This is a genomic window from Pseudoalteromonas piscicida, assembly GCF_002744175.1.
In the GTDB taxonomy this organism is placed as follows: domain Bacteria; phylum Pseudomonadota; class Gammaproteobacteria; order Enterobacterales; family Alteromonadaceae; genus Pseudoalteromonas; species Pseudoalteromonas piscicida_B.
In genome coordinates this window covers 63,693-88,090 of sequence record NZ_NKHF01000068.1, presented here as the reverse complement: position 1 = coordinate 88,090, position 24,398 = coordinate 63,693, and the positions used below count along the sequence as shown (strand labels likewise).

General features: G+C 41.6%; 24 protein-coding genes. 11 read left to right on the top strand and 13 right to left on the bottom strand.

Annotated elements, in window-relative coordinates:
• Positions 1-17: 17 nt before the first annotated feature.
• Positions 18-2,288, bottom strand: a complete 2,271-nt coding sequence (gene metE / locus CEX98_RS15145; protein ID WP_099642885.1) for a 5-methyltetrahydropteroyltriglutamate--homocysteine S-methyltransferase — start codon at positions 2,286-2,288, stop codon at positions 18-20.
• A gap of 290 nt (positions 2,289-2,578) precedes the next feature.
• Between metE and CEX98_RS15140 the strand changes: the two genes are divergently transcribed.
• The 3 genes from CEX98_RS15140 (at position 2,579) to CEX98_RS15130 (ending at position 4,871) form a co-directional block, all read left to right on the top strand.
• A complete protein-coding gene (locus tag CEX98_RS15140) occupies positions 2,579-3,466 on the top strand; it encodes a LysR substrate-binding domain-containing protein (protein ID WP_010370874.1) in 888 nt (295 codons plus the stop codon).
• Positions 3,467-3,589: 123 nt separating this feature from the next.
• Entirely contained in the window at positions 3,590-4,354 is a 765-nt protein-coding gene (locus CEX98_RS15135) for a YdcF family protein (RefSeq protein ID WP_099642884.1), read from the top strand.
• 145 nt (positions 4,355-4,499) lie between these two features.
• On the top strand, positions 4,500-4,871 hold the full coding sequence (locus tag CEX98_RS15130) for a hypothetical protein (protein WP_099642883.1): 372 nt from the start codon (positions 4,500-4,502) through the stop codon (positions 4,869-4,871).
• Between the two features lie 374 nt (positions 4,872-5,245).
• On the opposite strand, the gene CEX98_RS15125 is transcribed toward CEX98_RS15130, so the two are convergent.
• A complete protein-coding gene (locus CEX98_RS15125; protein ID WP_099642882.1) occupies positions 5,246-6,586 on the bottom strand; it encodes a PepSY-associated TM helix domain-containing protein in 1,341 nt (446 codons plus the stop codon).
• 226 nt (positions 6,587-6,812) lie between these two features.
• Here CEX98_RS15125 and CEX98_RS15120 point away from each other — a divergent pair, with 226 nt between their 5' ends.
• Positions 6,813-8,975: a TonB-dependent siderophore receptor gene (locus tag CEX98_RS15120; RefSeq protein ID WP_099642881.1), complete on the top strand. Its 2,163-nt coding sequence runs from the start codon at positions 6,813-6,815 to the stop codon at positions 8,973-8,975.
• A gap of 186 nt (positions 8,976-9,161) precedes the next feature.
• On the opposite strand, the gene CEX98_RS15115 is transcribed toward CEX98_RS15120, so the two are convergent.
• The 5 genes from CEX98_RS15115 to CEX98_RS15095 form a co-directional block, all read right to left on the bottom strand.
• Positions 9,162-10,787, bottom strand: coding sequence for a methyl-accepting chemotaxis protein (locus tag CEX98_RS15115; protein WP_099642880.1), 1,626 nt, complete (start codon positions 10,785-10,787; stop codon positions 9,162-9,164).
• A 210-nt stretch (positions 10,788-10,997) separates the two neighbouring features.
• On the bottom strand, positions 10,998-11,189 hold the full coding sequence (locus CEX98_RS15110) for a hypothetical protein (RefSeq protein ID WP_099642879.1): 192 nt from the start codon (positions 11,187-11,189) through the stop codon (positions 10,998-11,000).
• 111 nt (positions 11,190-11,300) lie between these two features.
• Positions 11,301-11,468: a DUF1328 domain-containing protein gene (locus tag CEX98_RS15105; RefSeq protein WP_099642878.1), complete on the bottom strand. Its 168-nt coding sequence runs from the start codon at positions 11,466-11,468 to the stop codon at positions 11,301-11,303.
• A gap of 10 nt (positions 11,469-11,478) precedes the next feature.
• Positions 11,479-11,925 carry a PA2169 family four-helix-bundle protein gene (locus tag CEX98_RS15100; protein ID WP_099642877.1) on the bottom strand — a complete coding sequence of 149 codons (447 nt, stop codon included), beginning with the start codon at positions 11,923-11,925 and terminating at the stop codon, positions 11,479-11,481.
• A 159-nt stretch (positions 11,926-12,084) separates the two neighbouring features.
• Entirely contained in the window at positions 12,085-12,969 is an 885-nt protein-coding gene (locus CEX98_RS15095; protein WP_099642876.1) for a mechanosensitive ion channel family protein, read from the bottom strand.
• A gap of 250 nt (positions 12,970-13,219) precedes the next feature.
• On the opposite strand from CEX98_RS15095, the gene CEX98_RS15090 reads away from it, so the two are divergent.
• From CEX98_RS15090 to CEX98_RS15070, 5 genes are all read left to right on the top strand, one after another.
• Positions 13,220-13,783 carry a BON domain-containing protein gene (locus tag CEX98_RS15090; RefSeq protein WP_099642875.1) on the top strand — a complete coding sequence of 188 codons (564 nt, stop codon included), beginning with the start codon at positions 13,220-13,222 and terminating at the stop codon, positions 13,781-13,783.
• A gap of 61 nt (positions 13,784-13,844) precedes the next feature.
• Positions 13,845-14,417 (top strand): outer membrane beta-barrel protein, encoded by a 573-nt coding sequence (locus tag CEX98_RS15085; protein ID WP_099642874.1) that lies wholly within the window; start codon positions 13,845-13,847, stop codon positions 14,415-14,417.
• Between the two features lie 354 nt (positions 14,418-14,771).
• Positions 14,772-15,101 carry a hypothetical protein gene (locus CEX98_RS15080; RefSeq protein WP_099642873.1) on the top strand — a complete coding sequence of 110 codons (330 nt, stop codon included), beginning with the start codon at positions 14,772-14,774 and terminating at the stop codon, positions 15,099-15,101.
• A gap of 2 nt (positions 15,102-15,103) precedes the next feature.
• Positions 15,104-15,541, top strand: coding sequence for a hypothetical protein (locus CEX98_RS15075; RefSeq protein WP_099642872.1), 438 nt, complete (start codon positions 15,104-15,106; stop codon positions 15,539-15,541).
• Positions 15,525-15,779, top strand: a complete 255-nt coding sequence (locus CEX98_RS15070) for a hypothetical protein (protein WP_099642871.1) — start codon at positions 15,525-15,527, stop codon at positions 15,777-15,779. The genes CEX98_RS15075 and CEX98_RS15070 overlap by 17 nt, the downstream gene beginning before the upstream one ends.
• 27 nt (positions 15,780-15,806) lie before the next feature.
• On the opposite strand, the gene CEX98_RS15065 is transcribed toward CEX98_RS15070, so the two are convergent.
• The 6 genes from CEX98_RS15065 to CEX98_RS15040 form a co-directional block, all read right to left on the bottom strand.
• Positions 15,807-17,759 carry a response regulator gene (locus CEX98_RS15065; RefSeq protein ID WP_099642870.1) on the bottom strand — a complete coding sequence of 651 codons (1,953 nt, stop codon included), beginning with the start codon at positions 17,757-17,759 and terminating at the stop codon, positions 15,807-15,809.
• A gap of 46 nt (positions 17,760-17,805) precedes the next feature.
• A complete protein-coding gene (locus CEX98_RS15060) occupies positions 17,806-18,255 on the bottom strand; it encodes a response regulator (protein ID WP_099642869.1) in 450 nt (149 codons plus the stop codon).
• A complete protein-coding gene (locus CEX98_RS15055; protein WP_099642868.1) occupies positions 18,245-19,729 on the bottom strand; it encodes a sensor histidine kinase in 1,485 nt (494 codons plus the stop codon). The genes CEX98_RS15060 and CEX98_RS15055 overlap by 11 nt, the downstream gene beginning before the upstream one ends.
• Positions 19,726-19,941 (bottom strand): histidine kinase dimerization/phospho-acceptor domain-containing protein, encoded by a 216-nt coding sequence (locus tag CEX98_RS15050; RefSeq protein WP_099642867.1) that lies wholly within the window; start codon positions 19,939-19,941, stop codon positions 19,726-19,728. The genes CEX98_RS15055 and CEX98_RS15050 overlap by 4 nt, the downstream gene beginning before the upstream one ends.
• Positions 19,942-19,957: 16 nt before the next feature.
• On the bottom strand, positions 19,958-21,358 hold the full coding sequence (locus tag CEX98_RS15045) for a sigma-54-dependent transcriptional regulator (protein WP_099642866.1): 1,401 nt from the start codon (positions 21,356-21,358) through the stop codon (positions 19,958-19,960).
• A 130-nt stretch (positions 21,359-21,488) separates the two neighbouring features.
• Complete coding sequence (locus CEX98_RS15040) at positions 21,489-23,108, bottom strand: diacylglycerol kinase family protein (protein WP_099642865.1); 1,620 nt, start codon at positions 23,106-23,108, stop codon at positions 21,489-21,491.
• 361 nt (positions 23,109-23,469) lie between these two features.
• Here CEX98_RS15040 and CEX98_RS15035 point away from each other — a divergent pair, with 361 nt between their 5' ends.
• On the top strand, positions 23,470-23,709 hold the full coding sequence (locus tag CEX98_RS15035; protein ID WP_099642864.1) for a hypothetical protein: 240 nt from the start codon (positions 23,470-23,472) through the stop codon (positions 23,707-23,709).
• Between the two features lie 91 nt (positions 23,710-23,800).
• Positions 23,801-24,382 carry a DNA endonuclease SmrA gene (gene smrA, locus CEX98_RS15030; RefSeq protein ID WP_099642863.1) on the top strand — a complete coding sequence of 194 codons (582 nt, stop codon included), beginning with the start codon at positions 23,801-23,803 and terminating at the stop codon, positions 24,380-24,382.
• Positions 24,383-24,398: the final 16 nt, after the last annotated feature.

The window sequence follows — 24,398 nt, the reverse complement described above, 5'->3', positions numbered from 1 at the left end:
CGTATCAAGGACTAATTTCAGCCAAGCTCGTCTCGTAGCGACTTTGCAGCGATTACCATATTATGAAGCGCTGCCCGAGTTTCCTGCCATCCTCTTGTTTTTAGACCACAATCAGGGTTTACCCACAAGCGCTCAACCGGAATTTTTTTCGCCGCTTGGTGGAGTAATCTCTTTATCCATTCGACTTCTGGTATATTTGGAGTATGAATGTCATATACACCAGGCCCAATATCATTCGGATAATTAAAATCTTCGAAAGCATCCAGTAACTCCATATTGGAGCGAGAAGTTTCGATGGTGATCACATCCGCGTCCATATCTGCAATGGCTGCGATGATATCGTTAAACTCCGAATAACACATGTGCGTATGAATTTGTGTTTCGTCTTGTACTCCACTTGCCGATACACGAAACGCATAAGCTGCCCACTGTAAGTATGACTGCCATTGACTCGCTTTAAGGGGCATTCCTTCCCTAAAAGCAGGCTCATCAATTTGGATCACTTTTATTCCTGCTTGCTCCAAATCATTGACTTCATCTCTCAGTGCCAACGCAATTTGGTTTGCAATCGTTGGTTTATCAAGGTCGTCGCGAACAAACGACCAGAACAAGATGGTCACAGGGCCCGTTAACATGCCTTTCATCGGTTTGTTCGTTAAGCTTTGTGCATAACTTGTCCACTCTATTGTCATTTGCTTAGTGCGAGAGACATCCCCCCAAATAATAGGAGGTTTAACACAACGAGAGCCGTAGCTTTGTACCCAACCAAATTGCGTAAATGCGAAGCCTTCTAGTAATTCACCAAAGTATTCAACCATGTCATTACGCTCAGCTTCACCATGCACAAGAACATCAAGGTCGAGCGCTTCTTGCGCTTCTATTGCATAACGGATCTCAGCTTCCATTTGATTTTGATACGCAGCCTCGGTGATTGTCCCCTGTTTATAATCTCGACGTGCCCTACGAATAGCCTTAGTTTGCGGGAACGACCCAATCGTTGTTGTTGGTAATAATGGCAGGTTTAAGGACTTCGCCTGTTTTTCAATGCGAACATCAAACACATGACTACGCTGTCCATCTTGCTCGCTTAGTTTTGCAACACGTTGTTGCACCTGAATATTATTAACCCGTGTTGAAGTTTGCCTTTCCTTTACGGGTTTTGAATATTCAATTAATGCTTCCGTATTGCCGCTACAGAGTGCTTGTTGCAGTAAATTTAGTTCTTGACCCTTTTGCTTAGCAAATGCAAGCCATGATTTGATTTGCGGATCGAGTTCAGCCTCTAAGTCTAAGTCAACCGGGGTATGTAGCAAAGAGCATGAAGGAGCTAACCACAATCTATCGCCAAGTCGCGCGTTGATGTCAACCACTTGGTTATAAATGCGCTCAAGATCCGACCGCCAAATGTTACGCCCGTTAATCACCCCAAGAGATAAGACCTTTTCTTCTTTAACGATTGGCGCTAACAATTCCCATTCATAGTCAGCAGTCACACAGTCTAGATGCACTCCGTCGACCGAGTAGGTTTTTATCTCATCGATATAACCATGAACAGAGTCAAAGTAACTCGCTAATAACAGCTTTACACCATGACCACTTAGCGTATCAAAGCTATGCTTGAGTGCGTTAAGGTAGGCTGTATCAATTTCTAGCGCTAGAATGGGTTCATCAATTTGTACCCATTCTACGCCTTGCGCGGCCAATTTTGCTAATACGGTTTGATAAACTTCTAATAGCCCCTCTAGCAAAGATAATTTATTAAATTCTGAGCCCGCACATTTAGCCAAGTAGAGATATGTTACCGGTCCCAATAGTACAGGTTTGCTTTGGTAGCCAAGAGCTTGAGCTTCAGCGACTTGCTCAAATAGTTCGGTCCAGGTCAACGAGAAGGTCTGGTTTTCTGTCAGCTCAGGTACAATATAATGATAGTTAGTATTGAACCATTTTGTCATTTCACTTGCGGCACATGCGCACCCAGTTGGAGCTTTACCGCGACCAATTCTAAATAAGGTATCCAAATCAACGTCACTTTGATGTTGATGACGACTTGGAATAGCCCCTACAAGCAACGAAGTATTCAATACATGGTCATACCAAGCAAAATCGCCAACGGGCACGAGATTGACGCCAGACTCAGCTTGCAACGCCCAGTTTTCAGCGCGGATCCGTTTGCCTTCTGCGACCAAGTCGGCTTGACTCAGCTTGCCAGCCCAATAGTTTTCGATTGCAAATTTAAGTTCCCGCTTTTTCCCGATACGTGGAAACCCGAGGTTGTGAGTTAATGCCATGGTAATATTTCCTTTTAGATGTTTAGACGTCTAAAAATTAAACTCCAAGTCCATTAATCACAACTGATCCTTTTTCAAAATGGATATGAAGAAAACTAAATTGTAATTTTTTGCAAAATTTTTACACAACTACTGACAACGCTGTCATCTTTAGTGCTATAGTGGATTTGTGAATTTTTGAACAATTTAACACAGGCATTTAGACGTCTAGACATTGATAACAAGTAAATATAATCGTAATATTGAACAAAGCTGAGATTTGCTCACTTAAAATATGAGAATTGTTGATAATGATTGATATTAAGCACCTAAAAACCATCTCCACCTTGAAAGAAACTGGTTCTCTTGTAAACACAGCCAGAGAGCTATTCCTCACTCAATCCGCTTTATCTCATCAGATCAAAGATCTCGAGAGCAAACTTGACTGTCAATTATTTGAGCGCAAGACGCAGCCTGTTCGCTTCACTCCACAAGGTATGTTGCTATTAGAACTAGCTAATGACGTCTTACCAAAAGTAGAAGCAACCAAATGTCGTTTGAAAGAAAGCCTTAATCAACCGATTTCTCAGCTAAGATTAAGTGTAGAGTGCCATGCTTGCTTTCATTGGCTACTGCCTACCATTAAAGAGTTCAACACCTTTTGGCCAGATATTAAGGTGGATTACGAGCGTGGATTTAGCTACGACGCGATCCCCGACCTAATTGAAGATGAGCTAGATTTGGTTCTAACCTCAGACATTCGTGAACCTGAACAGCTTGAATACGCCCATTTATTTGACTTTAAATTAAAACTAATCGTCGCCCCAGACCATGAACTGGCTAAAAAAGCTTACGTCACTGCGCTTGACCTAAAAGACGAAACAATTATCTCTTACCCTATTCCCCGTGAACGCCAAGATATTTTTAAGCACTTCATCCAAAATGCCCGTTTTGACGGAACATTAAAAACCGTAGATCAAGGGTTACTTATTTTTCAACTCGTCAGTGCGGGTATGGGTGTCGCTGCATTACCAGATTGGTTGGTAACGCCGTATGAAAGCCAAGGGTTGATCAAGTCAATTCCACTTGGTGCACTTGGATTGAACCGTCCTATGTATTTGGCAATGAAAAAAAGCATGAAAGATAACCCTGTGTACCGCCACTTCTTAAACACCTGCCGCAAAACCACAGCCAGGTGACAAAGGTAGAAGCTGCCTCTTCAACAAGTTAAGACTCGCACTTTTAAGTGCGTTTCGTTTGTAGGATGTCATTCCCGTGCTAGCATAACGATAAGCTTAATGGTTCTAGCACAAGGATTTTAGATGTTTGAAGTTAAAAAGGTGATCGGTCAATTGCTTATGCCGTTACCACTTGCTTTGATAATACTGATGCTATTGCTGCTTTTTGTCGCAAAAACACGCAAAGCCCCCTATGTAGCCTGTTGGTTTACTGTGTTATCTATTTGGGGAATATCAACCCCCTATGTCGCCCAACGCGTTATTGAATGGGATTCCAATCACCTTCGGGCTTTTAACCCTGCAAAGCATAGGAACATAGATAAAATTGTCGTCCTCGGTTGTGATTTGTATCCAAATAACTCCCTCCCTAGTAACGCTCAACTTGGAAGTTGTGGCCTAGCTCGGCTTGTCGAAGGCATTAGACTTGCGAATATGTATCCGAACGCTCAGTTATTTGTACCTGGTTATGGGTACGGTCATGCAACAAGCGCGGGGCTCATGGCAAAAACGGCGCAAAGCTTAGGAATTCCAGCTTCAAGAATCAAACAAAACCCCAGTGCAAAAGATACCGCAGATGAGGCAAGAATGCTGGCCAGCAAACTGGTAGACTATGACGTTGCCTTAGTGACCTCCGCCTCACATATGCAAAGGGCAAAAGATCTGTTTGAAGCACAAGGAGTGAATGTGATTTCGGCACCCACTGAGTTTTATAACTTTAACCAGTATCCATGGAGCAGACAGTTTATCCCCCAGCACAAAGCGCTCGAAATTGTCACTCGAATTTGGCATGAGCAGGTGGGAAGTGCATGGATCTCGATCCGGCGAACAATTGACCCCGAGGCTCTCTGAACGATGAAAAAGGGAACAAATAATAGCGAAATTTCGATAAATTGGCGCTGAAAAACGTAAAAAATTGAAAATTTACGCAAATATGGGTATAAATAGAGTTTAATCTTAACCCGCGTATCCGCGTACAACACGACTAGGATCTACGATGAGTAAACTAGATAAAACTGAAGTACTAAGCGCTTTCGAAGCTGCGTACGAAGCTGCACATGGCAAAAAGCCTGAGATCACTGCAAAACCAGGTTGGTATAGCATCGATGGCGGCAAAAACATGCGTCTTGCTGAAGTAGCGGCATTAACAGAAGAGCTAACTTCAGGGTCAGCTGTAGCAAGTGAGACAACGCAGGCGCCTGCTAAAAAAGCGAAAACGACTAAAAAGGCCCCTAAAGTAGCAGCTGAAAAGTCAGTGAGCTTTACTGTCGTTAAAGAAAACGAAGAAGGCTTTAAAGCGGAAGAGCAGTGGATTGCTGAACTTGCAGCAAAAGACCACGATTGCCGCTTACCTCGTGGCGTTGTTTAACAACAACCCCGTTAAAAAAACCTCGCCATAGCGAGGTTTTTTTATTTTTATACAAAGCAATTATATTAAGTAAATGATCTATTTTTCAGCAGGAGAATAACTTCAGCTGCACAGCTCTCGCGCCCTGCTATCGCCAAAATACCTATATCCATATAGGCAAGGAAAAAACGTTGCTATTTATACCAATTGAATTCAGTCTCCAATCAATTTTAAGGCTGAAATTCCATATTAGTATCGTTAAAAATTTCTCATTGAGAACAACTAAATAGCAAAACTTTTGCCTTGCTACTAACGCTACCCCTCCGCTTCAAAAGAGCTAGTTTATTTAATACAATCGGTATTAGTTGCTCTAAATAAGCACCGCAGAACGCGTGTCAGATTTTTTCCCTCAAGTGAACTTTGTTTTTGGTTTTTACTTCTCGGCATAGGCGTATTAATGCCCCAACCCAAAGTGTAATGATTAAACCAGTTAGCAAGGTCCAACCCAGTAAAAACAATGAGGTACTGGTTGGTAATAGTGGGAAATTACCGCCTTCACCATAACTCATTAAAGTCTCATAGGCATAATTTGTGATACATAACAGTAAGCCAACACTAAAAGCTAACGAGATTTTCACTCCCAACACAGTTTCTTTACGGCGTAACTTTAGCTGCCGTTTAATATACATATATGTGCCGCTCAGTGCTAAAAATGCAAGTAACAGTGCAAATACACACCACAATATTTTAACCCACATACCGGCAAAATTACCAAAATGTAAGGGATCTACTGTATCTGACAAACGCCAGTACAACCCTTGGCTTGAGGCCGTTTGGCTGTATACCACAGTCCCCGAATAGGGATTCAAGTACACTTTATTGCCTCTATCTCTTACCAGCCACTCATCCGACTGTCCCTCAACATAAAAATACCCACCAGAATAACGAATAGCTTTTACTTCAAAGCTTGGTCTCATCTTTTTTACTATGGCTGTCAGTGCAGTCACTGATAGCCTAGGTTTATCTTGGGGCTTAAGTTCTGGTAATGAGTGTACCGCAAACATACCGACATCCGAAAAAGCTGTTTTACCGTCGCCTAAGTCCATCCTGATGAATTCAAAAAGATACCAAATGCTGGTTAATGCAATAACAACAGCAAACCACACACTCCATACCCCAGATAGCTTATGCAAGCTGGCTACTTTGGCCCGAGTATCACCTGTTCGGTGCAACGACAGCAGCTTTCTCCACCACCCTCTATATAAATACAGCGCTGTTATGATAGATAAACTCAGTGGAATCGAAAATAGTAATACTAAGTAATATGAAACTGGATGATCAAACACATTAAAAAAGTGCATATGAAAATCTCGAAAAAACCGCTGAGTATTCAGAAAACTCGTTTTTCCTTGAATGCGACCAGTACTTGGATCAACATAAACATGTTGCCATGGGCCATCAGGGAAACGTAACACAAAATCATGAGCAAAATTAGTTGCTTGCCCAGCAAATGCAATCCCTATTCGAGCCTGAGGGTATGTCTGCTTTACTTTTTCATAAGCACTCGCTAAATCCACCTTCTGGACACCATTTCCAGCTCTGACTTTGTTATCAAATAACCAGTCTAGTTCATAAGAGATGCTAGCAAACGCGCCAGTCCAGCAGATTAGAAACAATAACAAACCACACCATACTCCACTCAGACTATGCCAATGAAACCACTTTTTTATCGTCATTTTATACCCGATGTCAGATTAAGCTCTGCGCCAAATTTACCCAATAAGGTAACAGAAGCTATTCTTATTTAAAAACACTTCAACACGAGATAAGACCTATGACATTAAAAACGTGTATAGCGGCTTTTTACAAACTTTCGCAAAATTTTCGTTCCCATTATTCGTCCTTATAAAGCACAGTATTGTGTTTAATCAAACAAAGAATAATTTCAATAAAGGAATTCCCATGCGAAGCAACGCTCAGCAATCTGCAGCTTTAACCTTATTGTTGTCATTGGCATATTTCTCTCCGTATACCTTGGCTAATGTTCCTAAAGGTAATAACGATATTGAACGGATTGATATTGTCGGTCAGCCTATTAAGCGAAACTCCGGTCCTACAGGACTCGATCTGAGCATTAAAGAAACTCCACAATCAGTTACTGTATTGAATCATGATTATATTGATGACTTTGAGCTGGAGGACTTAGAGGACGTCATGGTACAAGCGACAGGTATCTCTCGCTACAAGTATGGTGCTGGTGACAACACAGAATTTACCTCTCGGGGCTATTTAGTTAATGCGCTGGTGAAAGATGGCTTACCAACTTCTATTGCTGGGCCTCAAGAAAGCCGCTTAGATACAATTGTCTATGATCGAGTTGAAGTGCTTAGAGGTGCAGCTGGCTTAATGTCCGGAGCCGGACAACCTTCAGCCACATTGAATGTTATCACCAAGCAGCCCGATCGCGATGGTTTCATCGAAGTTGGTGCCGAGCTCGGTTCATGGAACAAAGTGCGATCACACATCGATGCGACAGGTGCGCTTACCGATGATAAAGCCCTTGCAGGTCGTATTATTCTAGCCTACGAAGACAAAGACAGCTTTGTAGACAAAGAAAATAGCAATAAAGTTGTGGCGTATACTCAATTGCATCATTATTTTTCTGATGAGACTGAAGCTTCATTTACCATACACTATCAGGACAATGAGCTAAAACTGTCACCATGGGGGCTGCCCATCTTCTACGCGGATGGCACTGAAGTTGATGTTGACAAAAAGACCAACTTATCTTCACCAGATGGCTTCAACAGTAATACGCATCAAAGTTACCACTTTAAGCTATCCCATCAAATTAATTTAGACTGGGCACTGAACTTTGGTGCTCAGTATAGTAAAACAAAAGCTGACATTACCATGACCTATTTTAGCGGTAATCCGGATAAACAGACGGGATTAGGCTTGTTAGGTGGTGATCGTAGGTGGGTTGAAACGGTTGATGGGAGCAACATTATTTTGGGACTTGTTGGCCGCTTTGAGCTATTTGATCGCGATCATCAGGTCAATATCACTTATCTAAATGCTGACTTTGAATCTACCGATAATCGCTATGAGGAACTAGATGAAAATGCACGAACCATTTTTTACCCTCTGCAATCAATTAACACCCTTCATCCCGCATCGCATTTAACTGCTACAGACAAACAATTTATTGGCTATTGGGATAAAACCACAAAAGAACAAAGTTTAGCTATAAGTAGTAAACTTGTATTAACAGATGCACTTCATGCCATTGCTGGTATCAAACTATTCGATTATGAGCGCAGTAACGAGCGTGACTTTGCATGGAGTGGTTTTTCCAGCGACAAGGGGAATGAATCAGGTCAAAGCTTATACCTTGGTTTCGTTTACGATATTAATACGCAAGTTAGTACTTATGTCAGCTATACCGACGCTTATGAGCCACAACTAGATAAAGTTGACGAGAACTTGAAGCAACTCGACCCAATCACGGCACGCAATATTGAAGTGGGGGTTAAAACAAATTTATTTGATGACAGCTTACGAGTAAACTTTGCTTACTTTGACAGTTTAAAACAAGATTTCGGTGTGGTCATTCCCAAATACGCCGATCAACGACCAGCAAGATACCGTTCTGTCGATGGAGCTAAAGCCGACGGGTTTGAGCTTGAGATCGAAGGTAATATTACCGATGACTGGCAGGTAAACTTGGGTTATAGCGATTTTGACGTGGTTGATGAAAACGACAATGACCTCAATTTATATGCGCCTAGGCAGTCAATTAACGCCAGTACAAAATACACTTACGAAACTTGGAGCTTTGGTCTGGCTCTAACTTGGGATACAGACCGCCAAGTAAATGTTCTTAATGTCCCAGGCGTCGACCTTGGCCTTCCTACTGGTGATCGACGCGGTGCTGTGCGAGCTGTGAAAGAAAGTCAAATATTAGCAAATGCTCACATCAAGTATGATTATTCTGAACAATTAAGCCTTAAATTAAGCGTCAGCAATCTTACAGATGAAACCTTTTACGATACCTTTGGCTTTGTTCCTAAAAAGTATAATGAACCACGCGCTTACCAATTAAGTGCTAAGTACCGTTTTTAAGATATTGATACCAATTTGCTTCGTTTTGCTTCATTAAGTGATACCAATTGTATTAAGTAAACTAGCTATTTTGAAACGGAGAAATAGCGTTAGTAGTAAGGGATAACAGCTGCCATAGAGCAAGTTGTTATCCCGAGTGAAGGTTAAATAGATTGAGTGTAGGCCAGCACACTGTTGTGCCTACACCTACACTTTAAACACTAGCACTTGGCGGTTTAGCTGCTGTGCAAGTTCTTCCAAGTCATTACTGACATCCGCATTACTCTGCGCGTTTTGGGTTATTTCCGAAATGCTACTACTGAAGTCATTGATATTTTCACTTATCTCAGCAACCACGGTAGTTTGCTCTTCCGTTGCTGTTGATACTTGAATATTCATACCAACAATTTCATCGACTGCTTGGTCTATATCAGTCATGATCTGTGCCGATTCATTGGCGCGTTCGACACCTGAGGCAGCGCTAGTTTGCGCATTCTCCATTGACGACACAGCATTTTGTGCCATACCTTGAAGTTTACCAATCATATCGCGAATAGATTCTGTCGCCTTTTGTGTATTGTGCGCCAATTGTCTTACTTCATCAGCAACAACTGCGAAACCACGACCAGACTCACCCGCCCTAGCCGCTTCAATAGCTGCGTTCAAAGCCAATAAGTTTGTTTGCTCTGCTACCCCTTGGATCATCAATACAACCTGGTTGATTTCATTGGATTGGTCGTTGAGCGCTTTGATTAATTGAGCGTTATCTCCCACTTCACTGGCAAGCCTTTCAATTGCTTCAATGTTTAGGGCGATCACTTCCATTCCCTGTTTTGCTAATTTGCCCGACATTTCTGCTTTATTAGCTGTGTTCATTGCATTATGCGCAACTTCTTGTATCGCACTACTCATTTCTGTGGCAGCTGTTGCTATCATTACCGTTTGTTGTTCCTGCTCTTGTGAGGTTCCAGCAATCGATTGACTGATCCCATTAAGCTCGTTAGAGGTCTTCGAAAGACTATTAACGATAGTCACCAGGTTAATGACCAGCTCATGTAAGCTAGAGACCATACTGTTAAAATCATTACCAATCTCACTGAGCTCATCATTCCCTTCCACGATAACGCGTTGAGTTAAGTCGGCATCTCTGGCTATATTGCCTATCCGCATACGCAGTCGATTAAGCGGCTCGTTAATTGACTTAAATATCAAAATACCAATGAAAACCATAACAACCACAATGACAACCGACGAAACAATCATAAAGTTTTCGGTGTCTTCAGCCTCATCGTGACCAACACTTCTTAGTGTTTTCGCCTCGGCAAGCTGTAGCTCAATTAAGTCATTATAACTCTCACTTAAAGGGTCAAAAGCCGCGTACAAATCACGAACAAACTTATCGTATGGGATAGATAAAAACGTACCCGAGTTGATGCGAGCAGTATAGTCAGAAAGCAACTGTTGAACCTGTCGCTCTGCTTTTTCAGTCTGCGCAATAAGTCTCTGCTCGTCCTTCGTCAGATCCGTTGCTAAGTATTTATCCCACTCCTTTTGCGCAATTCCGCTGGCTTGTTCTATTTGCGCTAATGCGTCACGATTGGATAATTGATTGCCTCTCAGTTTGTGGAAAGTATCTACGATGACTACCGCGTAATTGTCCGATACGACCTTAATTTGCCTAAGGGGAACCACTCTATCGTCGTAGATACGGTCAATGTAATTGGTTAGATTTGATAATGTAGCGATAGTAAAAGTAGTAGCAAGGACGAAAAATACAGCTGGTATTCCTGAAAGCGACAACAATCTGCTTTTGACTGAAACCTTGTTTAGCATAATCTAGTTTTCATTGAGTGAACACTAAAATAAAGTATTACTTAAAGTGCTTGGATTACAAACAATAATTGCAAATAAAGCAGCTCTCTATTGATATGCATCACACTATTATCTCGTTAAGATAAGCTCAAGGCTTTGTTCTATTGAGATTTTCAAAAAAAAGGGAAGCAATTTATGCCTCCCCTTTACGTTCCACGTCGAAATGCTTATTTAACACTCTTCATTTTCAGCGTTCATGTTTTCTTTTACATCTTCACATGCATCTTCTACACTGTTTTCGACCTCTTGCACGGTTTCATCGAAACGCTCACCGGCTTCTTCTGCTGGCCCTTCGCTACAACCGAAAAGTGCTAAAATAGATACAAAACCCAATACTTTCGCTAATGTGATTGCCGTTTTCATAGTGTGACTCCTTAATTTGTTGTCAGTGCTTTATACCAATTGAATTAATTCTCTAATCAATTTGAAGGATGAAATAGCGCATTTACTTAATACATTTGGTATTAAATCCCTTTACCTGGGAGATCGTGCCTTACCGAAAATAAACGAAATAATCATAAAGGCGATAAAAACAAAAAATAGAATTTTCGCCATACCAGCCGCAGCACCTGCGATTCCAGTGAACCCTAACACAGCAGCAACCAATGCTAGGAATAGAAACATAACTGCCCAACTCAACATAATATTCTCCTTAGGCAGTTAGCTCTTGTAACTGCTTCATTTGGTCATGACAAGCTTGCATATTCGTTTGCATCTGCAGCAATACACTCTTGCATTTAGGTGGAAGATCTTTGCTCAACGCTTTATCGAGCTTGCTTAATACTTTGTCTTCCACTTCCTCTAATTGAGACACATAAGTATGCGCTTTGTCTGTGCTGACTGCGCCAATTAGCTTGGTATAAGACTCTCGAATTTCAACGCTAAGTGCTGAGTCTGTCTCAATTTCACCATCATCTATCAAAACAAATGGTTGTAGATCAGAGATTGCCTGCGCCTTATCTACAATCATTTGGTCAAACACGCGGCTTAATTCTATGTTGTCCAATTTCTTCTTCGCTTCGGTGTAAAAATCCACACCACCATTGAGTACTTTAATGAGCTCTTTTACCGGCTCCATATCGTAATTTGAATCTGCCATAAATAACTCCTTTCATTGCAATAGTAATAAGTGATAAATGTTTTGTTTGTTTCAAACTGATTAATGCAGATTAGATGCCAAAACATAACACCATGTTTTAAATGGATTTTATTGATTTTAATTTTAGCTTTACTGAAAATATTACAAGTGGGATGTAAATTATTCCTGTGATAATTGCGCACTTAATTTCTCACCACCTTTTGCATTAAAGTCGATAGTTCTAATGGGGAAAGGTATAAGAATATCGTTTTCAGCTAATACTTGGTGAACGGTACAAATAGCTTGGTGTCTCACCGCCATAAAACCAGGTGCAGCTGGGTAATCAATCCAAAACCAAAGCAACAAATTAATTGCGCTGTCGCCAAAAGACTCAGCGTACACATCCGTTTCTTTAGGATTCACAACAAAATCGAGTTTATTTATCGCTTCAACAATTACTGTTCTTGCTTGTTCAGGGTTATCCGCATAAGAAATGCCAACAGGAATTTCAATCCGTCTTTTTCCTAGCTTTGTATAATTTTGCAATTCATGCTTAAAGAGGATTTTGTTGGGTACATATGACAACTGGCCATAAAAGTTCTCCACCAGTGTATTTCTCAAATTAATTTTAGTGACTGTACCAAAGCAGTCTTTAGTGCGAATAATATCCCCTTCCACAAACGGCTTTCTCACCCCCATCACAAAGCCTGCAATTAGATTTTCAGTCATATCTTGAAACGCAAACCCAATGGCAAGTCCGATGATCCCAGCTCCCGCCAGCAAGGACATAACGGCTCCAGATAATTTAACAATGTCGAGCGCAAAGAAGATACCAATTGCAATAACTGCTATCTTAAAGATAGAACTAATAAGGGAGGCAACTTGTGGCGTCTTAATCGCCTTATTTATCGCTTTAGCAAACCAAAATGATGATATTTTAGCCAGAATAATAAAAAGCAACAAAACCATTAAGGCTAAAATCATATTTGGAAGTAGCTGTACAGCAGATTCAAGCCAAGATAGTAACTTGTCATTAATTAGTGTCCAAAATTTATCTATATTCATTCCTTAACACTCCTATATAAGTAAGTTTAACTTTTAGATTTACTTAGATAGGAATGCAGTATTCATTCCTGGTTATATTAATTTCCCGTTCATTAAAAAGGTAATAATTACAAAAATACTTTCATTGTTTCTCAGTAAATTATTCCGGTTGAAAATCACAAAAACAACAAATATATAAAAATCAACAGCTTAAATATTGGCACAACAGATGCAACTGTTACAGCGACTACGAAATTAAAGGAGATTAATTATGAAAAAGACATTAATTACAACTGTACTTGTATCTTCACTAACTACTGCTTCTGCTTTCGCTGCAGATAACACTTGGGAAAAGGAAGCAAGCGATGCTTGGATAGATGGTAAAGCCGAAGCCACCTTACTGTTTAACGGCGAGTTAAATAACTTCGATATTAATACAGATGTGAAAAACGGTGTTGTAGTGCTAACAGGCGAAGTTGAGCACTCTGTTGATAAGAAGCTTGCCGAGGAGTTGGTATTGGGGATCGATGGGGTCAAAGAAGTAGACAATGAATTGACCATTGTTGACATGTCGGATGAGCGTAAAAAAGAGCGCAATTTTGAGAGTGACAGTGATTTCACCGACGCCAAAATCGCGACCGTTATCAAATCACGCTACCTGTTTGACACCGATGTAGATGGCACAGACATAGACGTAGATGTTGAAGGCCGCGTAGTAACCTTAAATGGTCATGTCCAAAGCAGTGCCGAGCGAAAATTAGCAGTGCAAATCGCAAAAAATACCAATGATGTTGAAGAAGTGGAAGACAACCTTCGCGTTTCGAAAAAATCATAATCCAACTTTGGTTTGAGGGGGCGGCTCCCCCTCGCCTTTTATATTGATTTAAGGAGTAAAGATGAAACAATTAACTATCGCCGCTGCGCTATTTGCCACTTTTGGACTGTCTACAGCTGCTCACGCAGAATCTGATTTTGGACTAGATGATTACAAAATTTACACAGGTGTTGGCTATGGTCAATATTCCTTCCAGTGGGAAGACCGAGAAAATGATACATCGTTCGACGATGACTCGTCGATGCTGAAGGCCTATGTCGGTACTAAAATTAACCCTTACTGGAGTATTGAGCTCGGCTACGAAAATTTTGATGAAGTCAGTGACATTGACAACTCAGCCGACATTGATGGGATCTCTTTATCAACCAGACTATCAGCACCGCTAAACGAATATTTCTCGGTGTACGCGAAAGGTGGGTGGCTTGAATGGGATGCCGATGTCTACGCTGATATCCCAGCGGTAGGACGTGTGTCTTCTAGCCTTGAAGGCGGAGATTGGCTTTACGGTGCTGGTGTAGAGTTCCACATTCACGAAAACGTAAACATGCGCTTAGAATACACGCGCTATGAACTAGAAGAAGATATTGACCCTGATATGGACGTAGCTGCCGTTTCCATTGAATATCAGTTTTAAGCAGCGATAATGGCTTTATAGCCTCCCTATTTTATTCCCTTTGACTCAGTCCTGGCTCTTACATAAAGAGTCCGGTTTCGGCGCTATCACCTTTGATAGCGCCTTTTTTGTATGCATTGCATTAATACCTTCGATTGTTTCTAAACACGCCCTCGCTTTTGCCTTGTTGCTTCGAGCCACAACCTGAATATTAGTCGCTTCCATGTAGTTTCTGCTTTGTAACTTTTACATCCTCTGTATCACATCTACTTACCTTATTTTGAATAAAACACTAACCTATTGATAATCAATGGATTTTTAGTTGGCAAACCATTTGCACATATTATTTTGAACCAAGTAAACAAGGAGTTCTTTATGAGTAATCAAACAAATCAGACGCAGGCTTCAAATACTGCAAAATCTAAAGGTAATGGTCACGACTCAAGTCACCCTGTGACTGACCAAATAGCAGATTCTTTGCACGCTTCAGTAGATTCTCTCCATGCTTCGGCTTCTCAAACCGAAACGGCACTTAGAGAAAAAGGACATCACTCAAGTGAAGCCATGGGTGCTAAACGTAAAGAGTGGGAGCAAGCTTGGAATACCTCAGGCGTTAAGAAGTATGCGGTAGAAAATCCGGTTAAAACGGCTGGTATCGCATTTTCACTCGGTATGTTGGCTACAATGCTGTTAAGGAATAAATAACCATGCAAAACCAAGCTCAAGCAAGAGGTAATAGAGCGACGGCTCACGAGCGCACCCCAGCGCTCGCTGAGCTTAAAGACTCAGTTTCTCTCTTATTTACTAGTTATCAACACATTTTCGAAGCTCAGCTTAACTTACTCGGCGCAAAGTGCAGAGCAAATCTAAAAACCTTGTGTGTGGCACTTGGCCTGATATTTTTTTCATTGCTTTTAACCGCAATGGTATGGGCTAGCCTGCACATTTTATTTGCCTATGCCCTCACCTATGCTGGGTTGAGTTGGTTCATTTCTGCAGGCATAGTGCTGACCATCAATGTCGCCATAATCTATTACTTGATTGTCACAGGACTCAGGCTATTTAATAACAGCATCAATGATCTCACTTCCGGGTTTTACATCCCTATTGCAAAGTCGGAGGCCAAAAATGACAAAGCTAGCTGAATTTATTACAGACAAGCTACAACAAGAAGTCGTGACTGAAAAAAGAAAGTTAATCGATGCACAGCAGCTCAATCGACTAACCCAAACTAAAGCCAAGAAAGTATTTACCGGAGCAATGAGTTCGCCTCAGGGCGTTGGCTTTATGTTTTTATTTGGTGTACTTAGTGCCAAATTTGGGCGCTTTGGCGCACTGAGAAAGGTCGTGATGCTGCAACGAATAGCTCAAGGTATTATTTAACCCTTGAGCTACTTTAGCGCATTCATTTTATAGCAGCTTTTGCTTTATTTCTTTCAAGTCCATTAGCGTTATTGGTTTTAATAGCACATCGTCAACTTGAGATTCAGCAAGCTTTTCTGGCTCTGGGTCGAAACCACTCGCAATAACAATATGTTGCTCTGGCCTTTCTGCTTTTATCTCTTTTGCTAAGAGTAAACCAGACTTATCAGGCAAGCCAATGTCTAACAAAATAGCATCAAAGTGTTGCGTCCCTTTAAATTGCTGCCAGCAGCTTTGAGCGCATTCAGCTGTGACTACGCTAACCTCGAGAGAGTTAAGTAATAGTTTAAGTAAATTACGTGTATCACTGTCATCTTCAACGACTAAAAAGTTGAGGCTGCCCGAAGACTGCGACTCGACCTGTGTTGGTACGACCAGCTCTTCACTTAAATAATGCTTTAAACAACGCCCAAGCTCTGCAACATTAACAGGCTTGCTCATCATATCGTTAAAGCCTAGCGCCACCAGTTCTTCCTTAGTGCCTTTTTGTGCCGCTGCCGTCAATGCAACAACCGGCAAGCGCAAGGCCCGCTCTCTAAGCGCTACGATAGTGTCACGACCATCCATTCTTGGCATATGTAAGTCCATAAATACCAAATGATATTTGTCAGGATGTTGCGCTAGCATCTCAAGCGCTTCAACACCGTCATTGGCTATATCAGCAGTTGCTCCCGTTTGTCCAATCAAGGTGCGCAATAAAAGCTGGATTTCACTGATATCTTCAACAATAAGAATATGGCCGTGTAGATCGCTAGGCAATGAGCTATCACTGGTGTCTTGTGTTTTATCTAGCGTTAGGGGCGCTAAACTTTCGGCATTCACTTCGTCGAGTTCAATACAAAAGCCAAACTGACTGCCCTCACCGAGAACCGATTCAACCGATAACTCTCCCCCCATAAGCTTGATCAAAGCTGAGCTTATCGCCAAGCCAAGCCCTGCTCCCTCATCGCTGCGTGTAGTAACATGTTGAACTTGCTCAAAAGGCTTGAAGATCCGTTTGAGTTTTTCACTGGGTATACCTATTCCCGTATCGATAACGATAAATTGTAATTGAGTATCTGTTTTTAGCTTTATCTCTACTTTTACAAAGCCGGAACTGGTGAATTTGATGGCGTTATAAATAATGTTGATTAGTATCTGTTTTAATCGCGTTTTATCTATACTCACGGTTTGCGGTAACGGTGTTTTAGCTTCTATGCTAAAGCTTAACCCCTTTTTAGCCGCTGCCATTTTAAACAAGCTATATAGATCACTTAAAAAACTATTTAGGCAAATTTTATCTTTATTCAGTTGCAGTCGGTTTTCGTTCAACTTCGAAAGATCGAGTACATCATTCAACAAGTTGAGCAAGTGTTCACTGTTATTATTAATAATTGATAGTTCAGGCTTAACATTCTGCAACTCTTCCCGAGAAAGCAGTAAATTTGTATAGCCAAGAATAGAGGTCAGCGGCGTTCTGAGCTCATGACTTAAGTGTGCAAGGAAGCGGTCTTTAGCTCGGCTATCCGATTCAACACGTAGTCGTTCGAGACGTTCGCGCTCTAACTCTTTACGCGCTAAAGCATAACGAATAGAGCGAATAAACCGCGCACTGCTAATTTCAGATTTTAGTACAAAATCTTCGGCTCCAGCCTTTAACGCTTCGTTGTCTAATAGTTCATCTGATTGCCCAGTTAACATGATAATAGGTGTGTGCACATCTCTCGCTCTTGCGGCTTTAAGTACACTCAACCCAGTTTGAGGGCCTAATTGATAGTCTAGTAAGCAAAGGTCAAAGCGGTTACTCTCTAATGCTGTTAATGCTTGATCGTACTGGCTTTGCCAAACCAAATTGAAGCTAAAGTTAGGGATCGACTGTAAATAATCTAAAGTTAGAATATAGTCGTCTTCGTCATCTTCAATCAATAGTACATTGACTTCGCTGATCGACTCCTTCGTCATACTGACCTCCATACTTGAAGTGTATAAGCGCGATTAGTTAACCTAGTTAGTTTGGCAACTCTACGATTTCAATCCAGTATTTGCCTAAATTTTTCATTAGCTCAACTAAGCCATCGAAATCAACCGGTTTGGTAATATACGACGCAGCACCAGAATCATACCCTCTGAGCTTATCTTCTTCTTCTTTTGAAGTCGTTAAGATAACCACAGGGATAGAGCGCAAACTCGGGTCTTTTTTAATTTCCTGCAATGCCTCTCTGCCGTCCATTCTTGGCATGTTTAAGTCGAGTAGAATTAAATTAGGTCTTGGATATCGCTGAGCATCTGAAAATTCGCCTTCATTTCTAAGGTATTCCAATAGCTCAACACCGTCTTTTACAAACTGAAATGCATTTAATACTCGACTTTCCTCGAGTGCATCTTGTGCCAAGAGGCGATCATCTTCATCATCATCCGCCATCAAGATTTGGATCGGCTGGGATTTTCTATAGTTCATTTTTCAATTCCTGAATTATTGGTGTTGGCTCAATGGGCAAGGTAATGGTGAATGTCGCCCCTTTGCCTTTTTCGCTGGTCGCTGAGATCACCCCGCTGTGTCTTTCCACAATGCGGCGACACACAGTTAGCCCAATCCCAGTTCCAGCGTATTTTTTTCTATCGTGAAGCCTTTGAAAAGGCGAGAATATTTTCTCTGCGTATTCAGTATCAAAACCAACGCCATTATCCGCAACAACAAATGTGAAAGCCTCTTGCCCCATTAACTCGCTGTGCTCAACAGAGATATCGATAACCGGTTGCCGCCCTTCAACTCTAAATTTAATTGCGTTTGAAAGCAGATTTAAAAACAATTGGTGTATCTGGCTTGCATCACATTTTATCGTCGGTAGTGGAGCCGTATTGATGTTGGCATTACTGTCTTTTAAGGCAATCTCAAGGTCATCCAATACAAATTGCAAAACTTGGTTAAGATCTTGCTGCTCGAAAGGCTTCGCTCTCGTTGTGACTCGTGATAGTTCCAACAAATCTGTTATCAAGGTCGACATCCGTTGCGCTGCACCTGTCATACGAACCAAGTAGTCTTTCCCTTTGTCATCTATATGCTCACCGTAGTTTTTTTCTATTCGATCGCCAAATGCCCGAATTTTCCGTAACGGCTCTTGCAGATCGTGAGAGGCGACAAACGCAAAGTCTTCTAGCTCTCGGTTACTTCTGTTTAGTTCTTCGGCATAATGTTCCAATGCCTCTGTACGGGCTTTTACCTTTTCTTCGAGGTGGTCGTTAGCTTGCTCAAGCTCATTCTTTGCGCGTTTTGCACTGCGTAAATTGACAATAAGCAGCACTAGAATTGCAAAAATCATCACTGCACTGAGCAAAGTAAACACCACAATATTCATTTGTGCTTCTTTACGTACTCGCTTGAGCTGATTTAACTGTATCGTTCTAATGTCCACCTCAGCGGCCATAATTTGCGTAAACGCTTCCCTTAAGTCTCCACCGGAGTCTGTTGCTCGCTCTAACAACCGAGCTTCATTAATACTATTGGCATTACGGGCGACGATCACGGTGCTTTGCAACGTTTTAAAGCGCGCTTTCACACCTTCAACATATTGATTTATTTTTTGCTGCTGTAAATCGCTTTCAGAGTGGCTTTGCGCAACGTTTTGTAGGCTGCTATCTAGATTTTGTAAGGCTTTTTTAAACGGTGCTAAATCACCTTCTTGGTTTGATATTAAAAACGCTCGCTGACCAGCTTCAGCATTCAGCATTGCAATGTGCAGCTGATCCAAAGACATCATCACTTCACTGGTATTGCGAATACTTGCTTGGACTTGGTTGAGCTCTTTGACGTTATTAAAGCCAATCATTGCATTAGACGCGACTAAGCCAACACTCACCACGACCGCAAACCAGATAAAATTTAGCTTGTTACTGATATTCATAAAATAACTAAACGCTGATTCATTGTTCACTCATCATTTCCTTGCTCCACCAGCGTTTGTAATAATGCGCTGCACTCTTTGGTTGCACTAATAATTGTATTGGCGATATCAACTATCTGCTGTTCTGAATCTGGCTGTTCGGCCATAAGCTTAATTAGCTCAGCGTTCATTGAAATTTGATTTAAAGGTTTGCGTGCATCATGAACTAACTTGGCGAGTGCATCTCGCTCGGCTTGTTTCATCTTTCCCCCTTTGAAATTACGATGATACTTCTCCCTCATAAGCGTTTAATCGGTTATAAAGCGTTTTAGTACTGATCCCTAACATTCTTGCCGCTAAGGTTTTATTCCCATCTACAGATTCTAATGTTTGATAGATCAATTCTCTTTCTACTTCTTCTATGGTCTTCCCTGGCTTCATTTCTGGTGTTGGCACCTGCACAGAGTTTACCGCTCCGCCAACCTTCGCAGGCATTGCCACTGGATTTGACTGAGCATGCTCAAGCATACGTTTTGCTTGGGCAAACGGAGAGGCAAAATTAGCATCGAATACTAAGTTCTGCTCATCATGATCAGCCATAATATAGGCACGATGAATGGTATGTTTGAGCTCCCTCACGTTACCTGGCCAGTCATATTCAAGCAAACGATTCATGTCTGTATCTTTGATAACATACTGGCTATTACCCTTTTTATTCAACCCCTGCAAAAAGTGTTCGGCAAGCAGTGGAATATCCTCTTTGCGTTCCCTAAGCGGTGGAATATGAATAGGAAAGACTGCCAATCGAAAGTAAATATCTTCACGCAACACATCATTTGCCGCAATGTCTTCTACGCTGCGGTTAGTTGCTGAAATCACTCTACAATTGACTTTAATGGGTTTTGTGCCACCAACTCGCGTAACTGTCTGCGTTTCAAGGACACGCAACAGGTTAGGCTGCTGTTCAATTGGCATTTCGGTTAATTCATCGAGAAACAAAGTTCCATTTTCAGCTTGCTCAAACACCCCAACCTTTTGCGCGTTTGCTCCCGTGAAGGCTCCCTTTTCATGACCAAATAATTCACTGCCAATGAGATCTTTAGGTATGGCACCGCAGTTTACGTTCACCAAATCTCCTTTGACTTGACTTGCGTTGTGGATTGCGCGAGCAAACATTTCTTTACCGACACCGCTTTCGCCCATCAGCATCACATTGGCATCAGTACCAGATACCCTTTCGATCATCTTATATAGGTGCTTCATCTTTGCAGACTCACCTAACAATACCCCAAAGTGAGCTGGAGTTTCCGTGGTCGTCTTGGCTTTTTGTTTTGATGGACTTAAGGCGCTTCTAAAGTCATCGGCGTCGACGGGTTTAGTCAAGTAAGTTAAACCATCATGACATAATTGCGATAAGGCCGATTTGACCGACGGATGTCCCGTAACCATAGTAATTGGTGTTTGATTTCCCGAAGCTCTAATTTCATCCACAAGATGCAAACCACTGCCGTCAGGTAGCATAAAGTCTAGGAAAATATGATCAAATTTTTGCGTGTCTAGCCACTGTCTCGCCGATGCTAAATCAATCGCCAAGCAGGCGTCGTGGCCAAGGTATTCAATGATCCGACATGCCAACTCTGCAAAGTCTTGATCGTCGTCTACTAATAATACGGTTTTCAACTGAGTCCCTCTCTCATTACAACAAGTTCATTTCCGCCTTGATGTTTAAATCGCTATTGCACAGTAATACATCACCGTAATACAACCCTATCCCCTTTCAGCAACCGCTTATTGGCAAAGCACCAGCTGGCTAATGGATATAATTTGGGACCATTACGTTTAGTGCATGTTTTTGGATCGTTATTTCAATATTTTTTGCACTGAGCACCTCACCATCTAAGGCAAAATGTTGTGTTTGTTCAAACGCTATCGATATTTTTTCACATCGTTCAGTACGAATATTAGATGGTTTGTCTTCTAATTTAGGTAATATTAGCTCTGCTACCGTAAAGCTTTGATTACCTTTGGCTTCAACAGGTAAAATGGTAATATCCAACTTACCGTCATCATATACCGGTTCACCATGGCCTTGAGCTAGTATGGTCGTTTTTGGTGCTGCATTCGCTACAACCAGACTAACACATTCTATCTGTGTTTGTGCAGCACCATCAAAACTTACTGTAAATTCAAGTGGTTTATTCTCATTTACGGCTTCCCATAAGCCTCGAATATAAGCCAGTTGACCAGAGTTGTTCTTTTCTTCTCGGTCAGCCCTTTCAATCATCTCTTGTCCGAAGCCAATAGCCGCAACTAACAAAGCTGTTCTGCCATTACAGTTCATTATATCGATAGGTTTGGCTTTACCTGCCAAAATAGCTTCACAGGCACGGTTGATCGGATCTAACTTTGACATAGAACCGAGTAAAACCGTTGCTAGAGAGTTGGCTGTACCCAAAGGCAGAATACCAAATAGAATATCTTGTTGATACACACCATGAGCCACGCTGGCTAATGTGCCATCTCCTCCCCCTGCAATAATAATATCCGGCTGCGTTTTGGATACGACTTGCTCCGCAAGCTTTGCGACATCGGTGTCTTTTTCTGTAAAACAGATCGACAAGTCATACTTTTCTGTGAGCATGCCGATAATATCATTCTCATACTCCGACCATTTACTTGCCCCAGCCACAGGATTGATCACTAAAGCGGCCTTGGCGCTATGGGTAAACGATTGACTATGGTGTAGCTTGGTTAACCCCTTGAGTTGCTGTTTGTTTAACCTAGCCGTTTCACGTCTATTTTGAATTTTCTCCAACGCCTCTCGCACTGTATATTCTGGATGCGTGGCGAGCAAATAAGCTGTACAGAAAAATACCGACCGGCCTCGACCAAGTGCACAATGAACAACCACTTTACGGCCGAGCTGATGTTGGGCTGCTATCCAAGCCATACCATGAGCCAACTGCTCAGGTGTCGGCGTTTGATGGTCAAGTACGGGAATATTCAAGTAATGTAGCCCTTGCTGCTCAGCCGACCAATTTAAGCCATCAAACTCGGCAGTAACATCCAAAATAGCTTCAATTCCTTCAGCCTTTAACATATCAACATCGCTCGGAAACAGGCGACAAGCAACAAACAGGTCTTCCGTTAGCGGTTGGAACGTATCAACAACATCTCTTCCTCGCTCAATGGCATTATAAAGATGAACACAACCTAAATAGGGCCAAAAAAGCCAGGTAATGTACCAAGGGATTTTACCCGTGCCGTGTTTTCTGAATATATGTGGATAGTTACTGGCGTATGCGAAAGTGACCAAAGAAATAGAGACGGTGAACCATGCTAAAGGTAGCATTAACCAAGAGCCAACACTGTAAATTGTGAGCGCTGCCAAACAAAAACTTGCAAGCAGGTAGTACTTGAGCATTTTCATTGCCTTTCCTTAATTATTTTTTGTCGCCTAAAGCTTTTTGTTATCCCGCTATGCGGATCTCACGAGAATTTATGAATCTATTATTAATTATAGATATGCATTGCTTAATCTGCGCTGATTTATAAAATTTTTCACTAAAATCATAGCAATATACCGATTCCGCGCGCAGCCAGTGAGATCAAGTATTTCGCTTGATTTTGGTTTTTCCGCAACTTATGCACTTCACTCAACATAACTATTCAGCCACCATTAATCCATTAAAATTTCTAATCTGAAAACAATAAAATTTATCAGTTGAATGAAGGATAAATGATCACCATAATGGCGCTCCTTTAAACAGCTTTGGAGAACCAAACAGACAATGGCAAGCGAGCTCGACTGGTTACTTAACTTAGTATTATTAACGCTAGGTTTCGGTGCCTTTTTTATTAACCATAAAACGCTACTAAGAGTAGCTGCTGTGTGCGCATGTGGCGTACTTTTTATCTCGTTTAGCCTTGATCTGATGAATACCAGTGTGATTTCTAACCTTAGCCTGATTTTGATAAATACATTTTATCTATTCAAAGTCTACACGTTTGGTCAACTGGAAGTTCACTAGTTCTCATAAACTAGTTCCTAGCGACTAGTTCCCTAATCCAATTCGGTGCGCTAAAATCATGGCTATCATTGCTTGTTAATGGAGAAGCAGTATGGCCATGACTGATGAAGAGCTATTTTTAGCTTCGATGGGCGACGTCACTCCTATCGCCCAAGATAACAAAGCGCAATTACGCCGCCAAAAGAACGAACCAACCATTTCGCAACTCGCTAAACGAGAAGCGGCAGAACAAGAGCTTGATTTTGATCCTAACTACTTATCTACCGAGTATGTTGAGCTACTAGACCCACATGATTTGCTGGCATTTAAGCAAAGTGGTGTGCAAGATGGCGTCTATAAAAACCTCAGGCTCGGCAAGTATCAAATTGATGCTACCTTAGATTTGCATGGCAAGCCTTTCAGAGAGGCACGAAAAGCTTTATTCGACTTTGTCGTAGACTGTCATAGCAAAAGTATTAGAGTCCTACTGTTAAGACACGGAATTGGTTTAAAAAGTAAGCCATTTCCCGCCGTACTTAAAAGTTACACCAATAAGTGGTTACAAGAGATGCCCCAAGTCCTCGCCTTTCATTCTGCACTTAAATGTCATGGTGGCAGTGGCTCGACCTATGTGCTGCTGAAAAAAAGTGAAGAAAAGAAGCAGGAAAATAGAGAGCGCCACGCAAAGCGCTAAAATACAAAAAAGCCGA